We start from the raw sequence: 14,753 nt of genomic DNA, 5'->3' as shown, positions 1-14,753 counted from the left end.
GCGTCAGCGCGGGTTCCGGCCCGCCGTGTCCGTGGTGGTCCCCGTGGTCCCGCCCGTCTGCGTCCCGGCGCCGGGGCCCTGCAGGTTGGCCTGCCCGGCGGCCGTGGGCCCGGGCGCCGGCACCCCCTGCCCCAGCGCGGCCGGCGGCACGCCGGTCGTCGCGCCCGGCGCGGGCGCCGCCCCGGCCTGCCGCTGGAGCTGCCGGACGTAGGCCACGATCGCCCAGCGGTCCTGGTGGGTGAGGCGCGGGCCGTAGGGCGGCATCAGGCCGCGCCCCGCCGCGATCACCCCGTAGATGTAGCCGTCGGAGCGCCCCGCCGTGGCCGCCCCGTTGATCGCCGCCACGCCCACCACCTTGCCGGGCGCCGACACCGGCCCCTTGCCGTCGCCGGCCACGCCGTGGCAGACGAAGCAGTTGTTGTGGTACGCCACCTGGCCCCGCGCCAGCACGGCGGGGTCGCCGAGCGCGAACGGCGGGCGCAGCGTGGGCGCCACCGAGTCGAGCTGCGCGCTGGTGAAGGGCGGCGGCACGTCGCCGTTGGGACCCGCCACCGGCACCGTGCCCTCCGGCGGGAGCCGCACCATCTGGTACGGGTCGGGGATCACGCTGCGGCGCATGGTGGCCAGCTGCGGCACCTTCCCCGCCGCCATGTCGATGTCGTACCCCGCCCAGTCGGTGCACGCGGCGAGCGCCGGAAGGGCGGCCGCGGCGGCGAGCGCGAGCCGGGCGAGGGTCTGTCTAGCGGTGGTCAACCAGCACCTCCTCCGAGCCGGCCTCGGACAGGATCCGCTGCACGTGGTCGTAGCGGTCGCGCGGCGCGTGCGCGAACACCCCGAAGTTGCCGGCGGTGAAGCTCGGGTGGTACATCGGCGCCTCGGGGGGCCCGATGTGCGGGAGCCGCCCCAGCAGGAAGAGCCCCGCCACCGTGGAGAGCGCCCCGATCAGGATGGTGAGCTCGAACATGATCACGCTGAACGCCGGCAGCGACACGATCTCCTTGCCGCCCACGATCAGCGGCCAGTCGATCGAGGTCCAGGTGGCCAGCGCGGTGCCCGCCGCCGTGCCGGTGAAGGCGCCGGTCAGGGTGAAGATGCGCACCGGGCTCTCGGGCGACTCCAGCGCCTCCTCCACCTCGTGGCGCGGGGTGGGCGAGTAGGTGGTCACCTCGTACCCCTCGCGCCTCAGGCGCCGGATGGCGTCGGTGGCCGAGTCCAGGTGGGCGAAGACGCCCAGCACCCCCGTCCGTAGCTTGCTCATATGCGCTCGACCTCGGTGTAGCCGCTCCAGTCGACCTCGGTCCCCGACGCGTCCACCTGCGCCGCGTGCGCGGCCTCGGCGTGCACGGTGCGCATCGGCGGCGGGAGCACCTCCTTGATCTCCGCGATGGAGAGCCCGGGGAGGTAGCGCAGGAAGAGGAGGAACCACATGAAGAACCACCCGAAGCTCCCCATCAGGATGGAGGCCTCCACCCAGGTGAGGTGGTAGTTCATGAACTTCCACGGCTCGTAGCTGTGGGCCAGGCTGGGCACGATGATCACGAAGCGCTCCCACCACATCCCGATGTTCACGAACATCGCGACCAAAAAGAACGCGTTCAGGTTGCGCCGCACCCTGGGGATCCAGAGCAGCTGCGGGATGATGGCGTTGAAGGTGATCATCGACCACCCCGCCCACCAGTAGTCTCCCGTCACCCGGTCCCAGAAGACGTCGCGCTCGAACAGCTCGCCCGAGTACCACGCCATGAAGTACTCCATCCCGTAGGCGTAGCCCACGATCAGCGAGGTGAGCAGCAGCAGCTTGGCCAGGCGGTCGTAGTGCGTGGTGGTGAAGTACGCCCCCAGCCCGAAGATGCGGTGCACGGGGACCATGATGGTCACCACCATCGCCACGCCCGAGAGGATGGCGCCCGCCACGAAGTAGGGGGCGAAGATGGTGGTGTGCCACCCGGGGACGATGGAGACGGCGAAGTCCCAGCTCACCACCGAGTGCACCGAGAGCACCAGCGGGGTGGCGAGCGCCGCCAGGAACATGTACGCCCGGGTGAAGTGCCTCCACTCGCGGTCGGTGCCCTTCCACCCCAGCGACAGCACCGTGTAGACCTTCTTGCGCGTGGGGTTCGTCGCCCCGTCGCGCGCGGCGGCGATGTCGGGGATCAGGCCGATGTAGAAGAAGACCGAGCTCACCGTGAGGTACGTGGTCACCGCGAACACGTCCCAGAGCAGCGGCGAGCGGAAGTTGGGCCACAGGTGGCGCTGGCTGGGGAGCGGGAGCAGCCAGTAGAAGAACCAGGGCCGGCCGATGTGGATGATCGGGAAGAGCGCGGCGGTGAGCACCGCGAACACCGTCATCGCCTCGGCGAAGCGGTAGATCGACTGCCGCCACGGCGCCCGGAACAGGTACAGGATGGCGGAGATCAGCGTCCCCGCGTGGCCGATGCCGACCCAGAAGACGAAGGTGGTGATGTAGACGCCCCAGCCGACGGGGTTGGTGAGCCCGCTCATCCCCAGGCCGAACCAGATGTTGTGCAGCTCGGCGATCACCATCAGCCCCACCAGGGCGATGGTGGTGCCCAGCAGCAGCAGGTACCCCTTCCCCGGCTTGGTCAGCAGCCGGTTGGCGTCGCGGTTGACCTGCTCGTAGCTGGCGACGTCGGGGTGGAACGTCGAGCGCGCGATCGTCTCGGCGCCGGTCCCGGTGGTCTCGGTGGCCATCTCAGTGCCCTCCCGCCGCCGCCGGCTCGGACTGCGGCATTCCCTGCGGCATGTGCTCGGTCCCTCCTCCCTGGGCGGCCGGGTCGGCGTCGTGGCCGCCGTTCCTCGGCTCGTGCAGGGTGACCTTCTTCAGGTAGACGATGGCCGGGTGCGTGTTCAGCTCGCCCAGCACCCGGTAGCCGCGGTTGCTGGTGGCCGCGCGCGCCACGGCGGAGCGCGGGTCGCGGATGTTGCCGAAGGTGAACACCTCGGTGGGGCACGCCTGCACGCACGCGGGCACCACCTCGCCGTCGCGCACGGGGCGGTTCTCCACGTTCGCCCGGCGCTCCACCTCGTGGATGCGCTGCACGCAGAAGGTGCACTTCTCCATCACGCCCTTCTCGCGCACGGTCACGTCGGGGTTCAGCTGCCAGTTGAGCGGCTCGGCGAACTGGTAGGTGAACCAGTTGAAGACGCGCACCTTCCACGGGCAGTTGTTGGCGCAGTAGCGCGTGCCCACGCAGCGGTTGTAGACCTGCCCGTTGATCCCGTCGGGCGTGTGGTACGCCGCGTACACCGGGCACACCGGCTCGCACGGCGCCTGCCCGCAGTGCTGGCAGAGCATGGGGAGGAAGCGCACGTCGTCGGTGGCGCCCTCGGCGAGGGCCTCCTCCTCGTGCCGGCTCACCCCGAAGTAGCGCTCGATGCGCAGCCAGTGCAGCTCGCGCCCGCGCTTCATCTCGCTGGGGCCGACCACGGGGACGTTGTTCTCGGCCGAGCACGCCACCGAGCAGGCGCCGCACCCGATGCAGCGCGCCAGGTCGATGCTCATGGCCCAGCGGACGTCGTTCTCGAGGTACTCGCCGTACTCCGTCCCCGGGGGCGGGTAGCTCGCGGCCGGGTCGGTGTGCACCTCCTCGGGCTTGAAGCCGCCGTTGCCCTTGAGCTCGTGGATCTCCTGCTCCTGCCCGGGGATGTGCCCCGGGCCGCGGGCGTCCAGCCGCTGCACCGTCGCCAGCGACACGGCCTGCGCCACGCGGCGGTCGTGCTGCACGCGCACGCCGTTCTCGAAGAGCCCCTGGAAGCGCGGCCCCGCGCCCTCGCCGGTGGGCCGCACGGCCACCTTGAGCCCGTAGTGCGCGAAGGAGCCGGTGGCGGGGTCGACCGCGCCGCCCAGGAGCTTCATCGGGTTGGCGCCGCGCCCCGCCGTCCAGCGGCCGAACTCCTGGTGCCCCATCCCCATCTGGATGGCGACGGTGTCCTCGCGCACGCCCGGCCACACGTAGGCGGGAAGCTCCACGGCGCCGTACTGCGAGCGCACCTCCAGCACGTCGCCCTGCTCGATGCGCAGGCGCGCGGCCGCCGAGGGGTGCACCTCCACCCACATGTCCCACGGCACCTTGGTGACCGGGTCGGGGAGCTCCAGCAGCCAGGGCCGGTTGGCCGTGCGCCCGTCGTAGAAGCGGTACGAGGGGTAGACCACCAGGTGGAACTCGCCCGGCCCCTGGAACGGGAGGACCGGCGCGCCCGCGGCCCCGGCGGCCGGCTGCGCCGTGGCCGGAGCCGGAGCAGGCTGGGCGGGCGCGGGCGCCCCGCCCACGGTGCCCGCGACCGCCGCCGCGCCGCCCGGAGCGCCCGCGCCGGCCCCGCCGCCCGCGGCGAAGACCCCGCCGCGCTTGAGGGCGTCGCGCCAGGCCTGCCCGGAGGCGCGCCCGGCCCAGTTGGCGATCAGGTACTCGTAGTAGGTCTGCGGACGGCGCGGAGCCGCGGCCGCGGCCGGGGCGGCACCCGCCGGAGCGGCGCCCGTCTGCGGCGCGGCGCCGGCGGTCGTCGTCGGCGCGGCCTGGCCGCCCTCCTGCGCACCCCCCGGCGGCTGCGCGGCGGACGGGGCGGGGACGGCCGCGGCGGTGGCCTGCGGGGCGCCGCCCGTGCCGGCGATCCGGTTCATCACCGCCAGGAGGACGTCGCCCACCTGCTTGGTGTTGAAGACGGGGCGCATCGCCGGCTGGACGATCTCGAAGACGCCCGGCTGCGGCACGTAGTCGTCCCACGCCTCCAGGAAGTGGCTCTGCGGGAGCACCCAGTTGCAGAGCCGGGAGGTGTCGTCGGGGAAGCTGGAGAAGGAGACGCGCACCGGCACCTTCTCGAGCGCCTGCGCGAAGCGGAGCGCGGGCGGCAGCGAGTACGCCGGGTTGGGCGCGTCGATCAGGATCACCCGCACGCGCCCGGCCTGCATGTCCTGGATGAGCTGCAGCAGCGGCCGCGCGTCCGCCGCCGGCGCGGCGGTCCCGGCACCGTTGAGACGGGCGATCGCCGCGCTGAGCGCCTGGTGGTTGGCGCCGCGCAGCGCGTAGCCGGGCCCGAGCGCCACCTTGCGGCGCGCCCGCCCCCACTCGCCGGCGAGCTGCTCCAGCACCTGCTGCGGCACGCCGGTCTGCCGCGCCGCCTCGGCGGGCGTCATCCCGCCCGACATCGCCAGGGCGACGAGCGCCTCGGTGCCGGGCTTCGGGCGCACCCACTGGTCGGCGTTCAGCCCCGTGAGCGGACGGTGCGGGCCCACCCAGACGAACTTGCCGCGCACGCCGCCCCGCCTGTAGGAGTGCATCCGGGCGAACTGGCCGGCGTAGTCCACCGGCGAGCCCCAGGTCTCCAGGAAGTCGGCGCCGAACGAGACCAGGTAGTCGGCGTCTTCGAAGCGTAAGCCCCGCGGGGTGTCCTCCAGCGGCGCGTAGGTGACGCGCCGGCCGCCCACGCGCGCGACGAACTCCGTGGCCAGCCGGTCCATCGTCCCCGTGTAGCCGCCGGTGAGGAGGACCACGCCGCCGGCGCCCGCCTCGCGGATGCGGCGGGCCAGCTCCTGCTCGGCCACGGCCCAGGTGACGTTGCGCGCCGCCCCGCCCACGTCCGACTGGATCTGGAACGGCCCCTGGTAGCGGTCGGGGTGGTAGAGCCCCTGTACCGAGGCCTGCCCGCGCGCGCAGGTGTTGCCGCGGTTGATCGGGTGGTCGGGGTTGCCCTCCACCTTGGTGACGCGCCCCTCGTGCGTCTCCACGTGGATGCCGCACCCGGCCGGGCATTCGCGGCAGGTGCTGGTGTAGAAGGTGGGCACCCCGGGCACCACGTCCTCGGGGGCCACGTTGTACGGGATCAGCTGCTCCACCTGCCGCGTGGAGCAGCCGACGGTGGCGGCCCCCGCCCCGGTCGCGCCCAGGACCTTGAGGAAGTCGCGCCGCTTCATTCCATCAGACATGCCGTTCGTCTCCCGGGCGCTTCAGTAGTGGCACACCATGCAGTCCGTCGACGCGCGCTGCCGGGGCCAGGTGGCGCGCTGGCCGCGCGTGTCGGTCCCCGCCGCCCGGAGCGCGGCCACCCGGCGCAGGAACGACGAGCGCTGGCGCACGGCGGCCTCCTCCGGCGGCGAAAGCTCGGTCACGCCGCGGTGGCACTCGATGCACCACCCCATGCGGAGCGACGAGAACTGGTAGACCTCCTTCATGTTCTGCACGGGGCCGTGGCAGGTCTGGCACTGCAGCCCCACGTTCACGTGCACGTAGTGCGGGAACTTGGCGTGCTCGGGGATCTTGTGGACCCGCACCCAGGGGATCGCCTCGCCGTTCTTCCAGTGGTCCACCATCTTGAGCGCCTCGGCGTTCCACGTGCTGTCGCGCTGCTTCGCGGGGAAGCCGAGCACGGCCTGCGACGGGTCGGCGCCCGCGGCGGTGCCGCCGGGGACGTGGCAGCCCACGCACACCTGCGTGCTGGGGATCCCCGCGTCGACGGAGCGGTCGGCCGAGAAGTGGCAGTACTGGCAGGGGATCTGGTTCTGCCCCGCGTGCACGCTGTGGTAGAACGCGATCGGCTGCTGCGGCGCGTCGCCCTCGTCCGCGCTGTAGTCGCGGCACGAGCCCGCGGCGGCGGCCAGCAGCGCGAGGCCGAGGATGGAGACGACTCTCGTCATGGTCTGCCTGAGCGGAGAAAACCCTGGGCCGCGCACGGAAAGCGGGCCTTCGCCCGCCGCCCGCACCCGGCTTCCCCCCTGCGCCCGCGCGGGGCCTCGCAATCCCCCGGCCCCGTTCGCGGCACACCCATATAACACGGGCAGTTTGGAACGGCAATAAGGGTTCGCCCCACCTCTCCCCCAACCTCGCCCGTTTCCCGCCCCATCGCCTTGCGTCCCTTGGAGTTGAGACGATTTCGCCGCGGCTCCCGGTGTGGGCGCCGCGGCGTCGTTCGCTGAGAACGCTTCTCAATCAGGGCGGTAGATTGACGGATTTCCTCGCTTCGACCGGCTCTCGTGCCGCCGCGGCGGGGGTGCCCCCTCCCCGCGCGACCCTCGGCTGCTCGTTCCTCGCAGCCGGAGGGCGCGCTCCCTCCCCCGCTGCGCGGTGGAGGGGAACCCCCCCGGCGCTTCGCGCGACGAAACCGCGTGCGGGAAGCGGTTGAAGCCTCGCGGGGTTTGCGAGGCTTTCTGCAGTTGTTGCCGCGACTTCAGCCGCCCGGCCTCGCTGCAACCCTCAGAAGCCTCACCGCACGTGGCGCCGGTGCTCGACCATGGCGCAGCGGTCCTGGATCACCTTGATCCCGGCCTCGGCCAGGCGGCGGGCGGCTTCCTCGTTGCGGATGCCGCTCTGCATCCACACCACCTTCGGCTTCGCGGCGATGATGTCGTCCACGTGGGGCGGCACGTCCTGCGAGCGGCGGAAGACGTTCACCATGTCGATGCCGCCGGGGACGTCGGCCAGCTTGCGGTAGACGTGTTTGCCGAGGATGTGCGTGGCGTCGGGGAAGTAGACGGGGACGGGGACCACGTCGTACCCCGCGCGGTGCAGGTACTCGGGGACGTAGAACGCCGGCTGCCCCGCCTGCGCCTCGGTCTTGATCCCCAGCACCGCGACGCGCCTGACGCTCCTCAGGATCTCCCCGATCTCCGCGTCGCTCTCCACCAGGTTCTGCCGCCAGTCCTCCGCCATCGTCCACCCCCGGATCGGTTCGGATTCGCAACTCTCGTCGTTGAACCCCTTCGCTGCAACATCTGCGCGAAGTGCCATCGCGGACTCCGCGGCCGCGCAGCGTGGCTCCCCCGTACCGCCGGCGCGGCGGCGGGTTTTTCGTCGAGTGAAGCCCGCCTCGCCTCAAGGTGTCATTCCGAGGGAGCGTCCTCGCGAGTCTTTCCTCCGGACCAGAGGTTGGACGCCGCCGGACGTCGCCGCATTCCGCAGGTCGGTGCAGCGGCTCCCTCAGAATGACATCATGACGGTCCTGAATGCGTCACCCACCTACACCCTCCTCCACACCTCCACCGCGCCCCGCTCCTCCCGCGCGACCGCGCCGACGCCAGCCAGGTAGACCAGGTGCGCCAGCGACTCGCGCAACGCGTGCAACAGGTTGTCCGGCGGCAGCTCGCCGAAGACGCCGAGCGCCACCTCGAACGACGTGCGGGGGACGTCCAGCAGCGCCAGCACCCGCTGGTTGCGCTCGGCGTGGTGGGCCAGGATGCCGTCGACGCGCGCGCCCAGGTCCGGGAACGGCTCGCCGTGCGAGGGGAGGACGAGGTCCACCGGCAGGTCGCGCAGCCGGCTGAGCGACGCCAGGTACTCCGCCAGCGGGTCCTCGAAGTACGGCCCCGCGCCGATGTGCGGCGAGATGCGCGGCAGCACGTGGTCGCCGGTGATCAGGATGCGCCGCTCCGGGTGGTAGACCGTCACGTGCCCCGGCGAGTGCCCGGGCGTGTGGATCCACTCCCATCCCCCGCCGCCGGGGAGCGGGCCGCCGTCGCCCTCGAGGACGATGTCCGGCCGCAGCTCCCGGTACTGCCGGTGGATGAAGTCCGTGGCCGCCACGAGCTGCACGGCCAGCCCTTCGGGGACGCCGCCGCGCAGGAAGGCGGGGACGGCGCCGGGGCGGTCTTCGGGCCAGCGCGCCAGGAAGGTGCGCACCAGCGCCTCCTCGCGCTCGTGCACCGCCACGCGCGCCCCGCTCCACTCGCGCACCGGCCCCGCCAGCCCGTAGTGGTCCAGGTGCGCGTGGGTGAGGACCACGAAGGCCAGGCTCTCGGGCGTCACCCCCACGTGCTCCGCCGCCTCGCGCAGCGCGCCCCGGGCGAGGGGCGTGTCGATCCCCGTGTCCACCAGCGTGTGCCCCGCGTCGCCCTCGATCACCCACGCCGCCACCTCGCGCGGGGGGAAGGGGAGCGGCACCGAGACGCGGTGGACGCCCGGGGCCACCTCGACGGGGGCGGCGGCCGCGCTCATGCGTCGGGGAAGAACTTCTTCCCGCCCTCCGCGTGCTCCACCAGGAGCGCCGCCGGCGCGAAGCGCTTGCCGTACTTCGCCTCCAGCGCCCGCAGCCGCTCCAGCACCTTCGCCGCGCCGGCCTGGTCCACGTACCAGAACGGGCCGCCCTTCATCGGCGGGAAGCCGATCCCCAGCACCGCGCCCACGTCGCCGTCGCGCGCCGAGCGCAGCACTCCCTCCTCCAGCGTGCGGATCGCCTCGTTGACCATCATCAGCCCCAGGCGCTCCTGGATCTCCTCGCGCGGCAGGTCCCTGCGCGGCCCGGCGCCGACCAGGGGGTAGACCGCCTCGTCGGGGCCGCCCTTCTTCCCGTCCTCGTACCGGTAGAAGCCCTTCCCGTTCTTCCGCCCCAGCCGCCCGTCGCCCACCATGCGGTCGATCACCGAGCTGGGCTTGAAGCGGTCGGGGAACGCCTCGGCCATGATCTTCCCCGCCTTCTGCGCCACGTCGAGCCCCACCTCGTCGTACAGGGTGATGGGACCCACCGGGTAGCCCCACATCACCATCGCCCGGTCGATGTTCTCGATCCGCACCCCCTCCTCCAGCAGCAGCGCGGACTCGGCCATGTAGGGGCTCAGGATGCGGTTGGCGTAGAAGCCGGGGGAGTCGTTCACGATGATCGGCGTCTTGCCGATCTTCTTGGCGTAGGCGTGGCTGGTGGCCGTCACCCACGGCGCCGTCCCCGGGTGGGTGATGATCTCCAGCAGCGGCATCTTGTCCACGGGCGAGAAGAAGTGCAGTCCGATCACGTGCTCCGGCCGCTCCGACGCCTCCGCCAGCGTGGCGATGGGGATGGTCGACGTGTTGGAGCCGAGCACCGTCTTCTCGCCGATGTGCTCCTCGATCTCCCTGATCACACTGTGCTTGAGGCCCACGTCTTCGAAGACCGCCTCGACCACCACGTCCGCCGGGTGGAAGCCCGTGTACTCCGTGGTCGCCGAGACGCGGTCGACCACCCGGGTGATCTCGAACGAGCGGGCCTTCTTCCGCTTGGCGCGCTTGACCAGCGTGTCGCGCGCCGTCTTGAGCCCCTTCGCCGCGGCCTCGGGCTTCACGTCCTTGAGCCGCACCTGGATCCCGCTCTCCGCGGAGACCGCGGCGATCCCCGCCCCCATGAACCCCGCGCCCACGACGGCCACGTGGTCCACGTCCACCGGCTTCGCGTCCCCGCCCAGCTCCGGGTCGTTCTTGGCCGCCGTGGTGACGAAGAAGAGGTGCACCAGCGAGCGCGCCTCGGGCATGACCGCCAGTTCGCCGAAGGCGCGCGCCTCCAGCTCCAGCCCCTTCTCGATCGGCCGGTCCAGCCCCTTCGCGACCACCTCCAGGAGCCGGAGCGGCGCGGGGTAGAGCCCGTGCGTCTTGCCCATCACCCCTTCGCGCGCCTTGCGGAAGATGTAGCCGCGCAGCCCGAAGAGGTTCTCCGCGAACTTCGGCGACCCGCGCAGCTTCGCCCCCTTCGGCTTGAGCTTGCCGGAGGCCAGGTCGCGCGCGGCCCGCCGCGCCTCGCGCAGGAGCACGGGCGCGGGGACCACCTCGTCGACCACGCCGGCGCTCCGGGCGCGGCGCCCGTCGAGCTGCTTCCCCGTCAGCATCAGGTCCAGCGCGCCCGCCAGCCCGATCAGCCGCGGGAGACGCTGCGTGCCGCCCGCGCCGGGGATGATCCCCAGGTTCACCTCGGGAAGGCCCAGCTTGGTCTTCGGCGAGTCGGTGGCGATGCGATAGGTGCAGGCGAGCGCCGTCTCCAGCCCGCCGCCCAGCGCCGCGCCGTCGATGGCCGCCACGGTGGGGATGATCAGGTTCTCCAGGCGGTTCAGCAACTCCTGCCCCGCGCGGCTGGCACGCTCGCCGTCCTCGGGCGTCTGGAACTCCTTGAACTGCTCGATGTCGGCCCCGGCGATCCAGGTGCCCTTCTTCTCCGAGACGAGGACCGCCGCCCGGATGGTGGAGCCGCCGTCGCGCTCCAGCTCCTCCAGGATCTCCTGCATCGCCTCCACCAGGTCGGCCGAGATGACGTTGACCGGCTTCCCCGGCTGGTCCATGCGGAGGATCGCGATCCCGTCCTCGACGTCCATGCGGACGGGGGGCCGGGTGGCGACCGCCTCTTCCGCTTCCGCGAGCGTGCTTGCCATCCTTGACTCCTGGATGATGTTCCTGCCTCGTCTTGCCGCGACGGACGTTCGTGCATGCCGCGGCTGGGTGCCCCCTCCCCGGCCCTCCCCCGCTGCGCGGGAGAGGGGGAACTGCCTTCTATCGCGTCGACCCGTAGGGGCGAGGCATGCCTCGCCCGTGGCCACGCCCGCACGAACCTCACCCGCCCGCGCAAATCTCCGCGTGGGAGTCCGCGCAGGCGGACTTTGTGTAGTTGTTGCAGCGACTTCAGTCGCCCGGCCACCCTGGCGACGACCCCACCCTCACCCGGCCGTGATTCCCCCGTCCACCCCCAGCACCTGCCCGGTGACGTACGACGCCGCTGGCGACAGCAGGAACACCGCCGCGCCCAGCAGCTCGTCCTCGCCGCCCACGCGCCCCAGCGGGACCGCGCGGGAGATGAACTTCTCCGCCCGCTCCAGCACCACCTCGGTCATCTTCGTGCGGAAGAAACCCGGCGCCACGGCGTTCACGCGGATCCCGTAGCGCGCCCACTTCACCGCCAGGTCGCGCGTGAGGGCGACCACGGCGCCCTTCGAGGCGCTGTAGCCCACCGCGTCCAGCACCTCCGGCGGCGTGCCCCGGAGCCCCGAGATCGACGCCACGTTCAGGATCGCCCCCGGCGAGCCGCGCGCGATCAGCCGGGCCCCCACCTCGCGCGAGCAGAGGAAGGCGCCGGTGACGTTCACCTCCATCACCTTGTGCCACGCCTCCAGCGGCATCTCCGCCGCGGGCGCGCCCCACGCCGTCCCCGAGTTGTTCACCAGCAGGTCCACCGGCCCCAGCTCTCGCTCGATGCGGTCGACGGCGTCGCACACGTCGCCCTCCGACGCCACGTCCATCCGGAGCGCCAGCGTGCGGGCCCCGTGCGCCTGGGCCAGCCGCGCGGCCACCTCCTCGCACGCCTCCACCCTGCGCGACGCCACCGCCACCGCCGCGCCCGCCTGCGCCAGCCCGTCCGCGATCTGCTCGCCCAGGCCCCGCCCGCCGCCGGTCACCAGGGCCACGCGTCCGGAGAGGTCGAACAGGTCGCGCAGGCTTCGCATCGTCGGCGTCGCTCGGGTGGCCGCAGAGGGGATCGGGGAGCCTAATCTAGCGGAGGCGAAACCCCTTGCAAATACTGGAAAAACTGAGCGTCGCTCACTGGTCCGCGCTCGTCGGCGGTAACGGCGCTGCCGTGATGCACCCGGCCTTTCGCCAACCGCCGCCGTATGGACTATACTGATCTCCCGGGTCCGCGCAGGCGGACTTTGCGCCGTTGTAGCGGCAGGTTTCAACCTGCCGCCACCGATCCGCGACACGGAAACCAAGAGGACGGATGCGGGCTGCCTTCCTTGCCATCGGCGACGAGATCGTCGGCGGGCTGACGACGGACACCAACTCGGGCTTCCTGGCGGGCGAGCTGCGCGCCGTGGGCGTGGAGCCCGTCTCCGGCTTCTCCGTCGTGGACGACGAGGAGGCCATCATCCGCGCCCTGGAGCGCGCGCTGGAAGACGCCGAGCTGGTCGTCTGCACCGGCGGCCTGGGGCCCACGGCCGACGACCTCACCACCGCCGCCGTCGCGCGCCTCGCCGGCCGGCCGCTGCGGCTGGACGACGCCTCGCTCGCGGCGATCGAGGAGCGCTTCCGCGCGCGGGGGCTCGAGATGACGCCCAACAACCGCAAGCAGGCGCTCTTCCCCGAGGGCAGCACCATCATCCCGAACCCCAACGGCACCGCCCCCGGCTTCATCTGCCCTGTCGAGCGCGGCGGCCGCGAGCGCCACGTCGCCTGCCTCCCCGGCGTCCCGCGGGAGACGCGCGTCATGGTCGCCCACACGCTGGTGCCGTGGGCGGCGGCACGGAATCCCGGCCGGCGCTTCGTCTCGCGCACCTTCAGCACCTTCGGGCTCACCGAGAGCAAGCTCGACGAGCTGCTCGTCGGCGTGGCCGGTCCCGCCGAGGCGCGGCTCGCCTTCCGCGCCGCCTTCCCGCGCATCCAGGCCCGCCTCACCGTCACCGGCTCGCCCGGCGACGACCTGGAGGCGCGGCTGGACGAATTGGAGGCGCGCGTGCGCGAGCGGCTGGGCACGCACCTGTACGCCACCGGCGACGAGGGGCTGGAGGAGACGGTCGGCAGGCTGCTGCGCGAGCGCGGCCTCACCCTGGCCGTCGCCGAGTCGTGCACCGGCGGCCGCATCGGCGACCGCGTCACCGACGTCCCCGGCAGCTCCGGGTACTTCCTGCTGGGCGTCGCCACGTACTCCAACGAGGCGAAGGAGCAGGTCATCGGCGTCTCGCCCGGGACGCTGGCCGAGTGGGGCGCGGTGAGCACGCAGACGGCCGAGGAGATGGCGCAGGGCGTGCGGCGGCTGGCGGGCGCCGACCTGGGCCTGTCGACCACGGGGATCGCGGGGCCGGGCGGCGGCACACCGGAAAAGCCGGTGGGTACGGTGTGCGTCGCGGTGGCCTGGGAGGGCGGCGCCTGGTCCCGCCGCTTCGACCTGGGCGACCGCGGCCGCGACTGGATCAAGGGCATGACCACGCAGATCGCCCTCGACCGCGTCCGCCGCTGGCTGCTGGGAGAGATGCATTGATGGCCGATCGACACCCGCTCCGACCCGATCGCGACGACGTGCCGCAGTCTCCGGAGACGGCCGGCCGCGCAGACGAACCCGGCTCGCCGGAGCGGCACCCGGCGCCGCCCGCCGACGTTCGGTCCCTCGCATCCGAGGAGATGGGCGGCGAGGCGCCCTGTCAACTGCACCGCTTCTGGGACGTTGATGAGTGACGCCGGGCCGTCCACTTCGCCGCGAGCCCGCAGAACAGACCGTCAGCCGACCCGCATGCGTCTCGTTCGCCCGCTCCCGCTCGGCATCGTGGGCCTCGCCGCGGCGCTGGCCGCCGCGCCGGTCCTGGCGCAGGACCCGGTGCCGGCGTACACGCCCGCGCCGCGCTACAGCACCTTCAACCTCGGCGCGCAGGTCACCGGCAATCCCGACGCCGGGCGCGACATCCTGTTCTCGTGGGGCCGCATGCGGACGATGGGCGAGTCCGGGCAGTGGATGCCGCGCCTGGAGTTCTCCCTGGGCTTCACCACCGGCCGCGACCTGATCGACGGGCTGCTCGCGGGTCCCTCGGTCGGCTTCGGCTACGCCTTCCCGTCGCAGTACATGTCGTTCGGCCGCGGCACCCGAGCGGAGCCGTACCTGATCGCCTTCGCCTCCACCTACGGCGTCGGCGAGTTCGGCAACCGCGTGGGCGAGGACGAGCGCTGGGGGATCGCGCCCGCCGTCTCCGCCGGCGTGGGCCTGCGCATGTTCAGCGACGAGTGGGACGTGGACCTCTCCACCTTCGAGATCGTCGTGGAGCAGCGCCTCGCCTTCGACGACGGCGGCCCGGAGCTGTACATCCGCTTCGGCCGCGCTGTTGCCCCCCGCACGCGCCCCTCCTCCGGCAACGGCACCCCCTTCGCCCCCATCGCCTACCTCCCTCCGCCCATCCTCCCCTCTCCCGTCCCGCAGCGATAGACGAATCCGACAGCCGCGCCTTTCTTCCGTACTCTCGCACTTCGCACTTTCGCACTCACGCACTCACGCACTTCCCCTCGCACCCGTCCGGGTAGCCCCACATCCGTTCCCCT

Annotated in this window: 11 protein-coding genes; 2 read left to right on the top strand and 9 right to left on the bottom strand. The window is 72.5% G+C overall.

All coding sequences use genetic code 11. The features are described from left to right. Positions 1 to 3: 3 nt before the first annotated feature. The 9 genes from VF746_19115 to VF746_19075 all read right to left on the bottom strand — a co-directional run bounded on the left by VF746_19115 (position 4) and on the right by VF746_19075 (position 12,178). Positions 4 to 753 (bottom strand): cytochrome c, encoded by a 750-nt coding sequence (locus tag VF746_19115; GenBank protein ID HEX8694542.1) that lies wholly within the window; start codon positions 751 to 753, stop codon positions 4 to 6. Continuing rightward, the gene (locus tag VF746_19110; GenBank protein ID HEX8694541.1) at positions 740 to 1,258 is read right to left on the bottom strand and encodes a DUF3341 domain-containing protein; all 519 of its coding nucleotides are present in this window, start codon (positions 1,256 to 1,258) and stop codon (positions 740 to 742) included. The genes VF746_19115 and VF746_19110 overlap by 14 nt, the downstream gene beginning before the upstream one ends. Beyond that, positions 1,255 to 2,712, bottom strand: coding sequence for an NrfD/PsrC family molybdoenzyme membrane anchor subunit (gene nrfD / locus VF746_19105; GenBank protein ID HEX8694540.1), 1,458 nt, complete (start codon positions 2,710 to 2,712; stop codon positions 1,255 to 1,257). The genes VF746_19110 and nrfD overlap by 4 nt, the downstream gene beginning before the upstream one ends. A 1-nt stretch (position 2,713) precedes the next feature. Then, positions 2,714 to 5,941, bottom strand: coding sequence for a 4Fe-4S dicluster domain-containing protein (locus tag VF746_19100; protein HEX8694539.1), 3,228 nt, complete (start codon positions 5,939 to 5,941; stop codon positions 2,714 to 2,716). A 21-nt stretch (positions 5,942 to 5,962) separates the two neighbouring features. After that, a complete protein-coding gene (locus tag VF746_19095; GenBank protein HEX8694538.1) occupies positions 5,963 to 6,649 on the bottom strand; it encodes a cytochrome c3 family protein in 687 nt (228 codons plus the stop codon). 565 nt (positions 6,650 to 7,214) lie between these two features. Next, the gene (locus VF746_19090; protein HEX8694537.1) at positions 7,215 to 7,661 is read right to left on the bottom strand and encodes a CoA-binding protein; all 447 of its coding nucleotides are present in this window, start codon (positions 7,659 to 7,661) and stop codon (positions 7,215 to 7,217) included. A gap of 306 nt (positions 7,662 to 7,967) precedes the next feature. Further along, positions 7,968 to 8,942, bottom strand: a complete 975-nt coding sequence (locus VF746_19085) for an MBL fold metallo-hydrolase (protein HEX8694536.1) — start codon at positions 8,940 to 8,942, stop codon at positions 7,968 to 7,970. Then, the gene (locus VF746_19080) at positions 8,939 to 11,113 is read right to left on the bottom strand and encodes a 3-hydroxyacyl-CoA dehydrogenase NAD-binding domain-containing protein (GenBank protein HEX8694535.1); all 2,175 of its coding nucleotides are present in this window, start codon (positions 11,111 to 11,113) and stop codon (positions 8,939 to 8,941) included. The genes VF746_19085 and VF746_19080 overlap by 4 nt, the downstream gene beginning before the upstream one ends. A gap of 282 nt (positions 11,114 to 11,395) precedes the next feature. Beyond that, complete coding sequence (locus VF746_19075; GenBank protein ID HEX8694534.1) at positions 11,396 to 12,178, bottom strand: SDR family oxidoreductase; 783 nt, start codon at positions 12,176 to 12,178, stop codon at positions 11,396 to 11,398. A gap of 272 nt (positions 12,179 to 12,450) precedes the next feature. Here VF746_19075 and VF746_19070 point away from each other — a divergent pair, with 272 nt between their 5' ends. Next, on the top strand, positions 12,451 to 13,707 hold the full coding sequence (locus VF746_19070; protein ID HEX8694533.1) for a competence/damage-inducible protein A: 1,257 nt from the start codon (positions 12,451 to 12,453) through the stop codon (positions 13,705 to 13,707). Positions 13,708 to 13,956: 249 nt separating this feature from the next. Next, positions 13,957 to 14,640, top strand: a complete 684-nt coding sequence (locus VF746_19065; GenBank protein HEX8694532.1) for a hypothetical protein — start codon at positions 13,957 to 13,959, stop codon at positions 14,638 to 14,640. Positions 14,641 to 14,753: the final 113 nt, after the last annotated feature.

Source organism: Longimicrobium sp. (assembly GCA_036389795.1).
Lineage (GTDB): Bacteria > Gemmatimonadota > Gemmatimonadetes > Longimicrobiales > Longimicrobiaceae > Longimicrobium.
The sequence above is the reverse complement of the archived record's forward strand: the minus strand, read 5'-3'. Positions and strand labels throughout refer to the sequence as shown.

What these genes read in the sequence shown, in the direction of transcription:
- VF746_19080 (HEX8694535.1), bottom strand. Translation starts at nt 11,113, where the DNA reads ATGGCAAGCACGCTCGCGGAAGCGGAAGAGGCGGTCGCCACCCGGCCC.
- VF746_19100 (HEX8694539.1), bottom strand. Translation starts at nt 5,941, where the DNA reads ATGTCTGATGGAATGAAGCGGCGCGACTTCCTCAAGGTCCTGGGCGCG.
- VF746_19070 (HEX8694533.1), top strand. Translation starts at nt 12,451, where the DNA reads ATGCGGGCTGCCTTCCTTGCCATCGGCGACGAGATCGTCGGCGGGCTG.
- VF746_19085 (HEX8694536.1), bottom strand. Translation starts at nt 8,942, where the DNA reads ATGAGCGCGGCCGCCGCCCCCGTCGAGGTGGCCCCGGGCGTCCACCGC.
- VF746_19095 (HEX8694538.1), bottom strand. Translation starts at nt 6,649, where the DNA reads ATGACGAGAGTCGTCTCCATCCTCGGCCTCGCGCTGCTGGCCGCCGCC.
- nrfD (HEX8694540.1), bottom strand. Translation starts at nt 2,712, where the DNA reads ATGGCCACCGAGACCACCGGGACCGGCGCCGAGACGATCGCGCGCTCG.
- VF746_19090 (HEX8694537.1), bottom strand. Translation starts at nt 7,661, where the DNA reads ATGGCGGAGGACTGGCGGCAGAACCTGGTGGAGAGCGACGCGGAGATC.
- VF746_19110 (HEX8694541.1), bottom strand. Translation starts at nt 1,258, where the DNA reads ATGAGCAAGCTACGGACGGGGGTGCTGGGCGTCTTCGCCCACCTGGAC.
- VF746_19075 (HEX8694534.1), bottom strand. Translation starts at nt 12,178, where the DNA reads ATGCGAAGCCTGCGCGACCTGTTCGACCTCTCCGGACGCGTGGCCCTG.
- VF746_19065 (HEX8694532.1), top strand. Translation starts at nt 13,957, where the DNA reads ATGCGTCTCGTTCGCCCGCTCCCGCTCGGCATCGTGGGCCTCGCCGCG.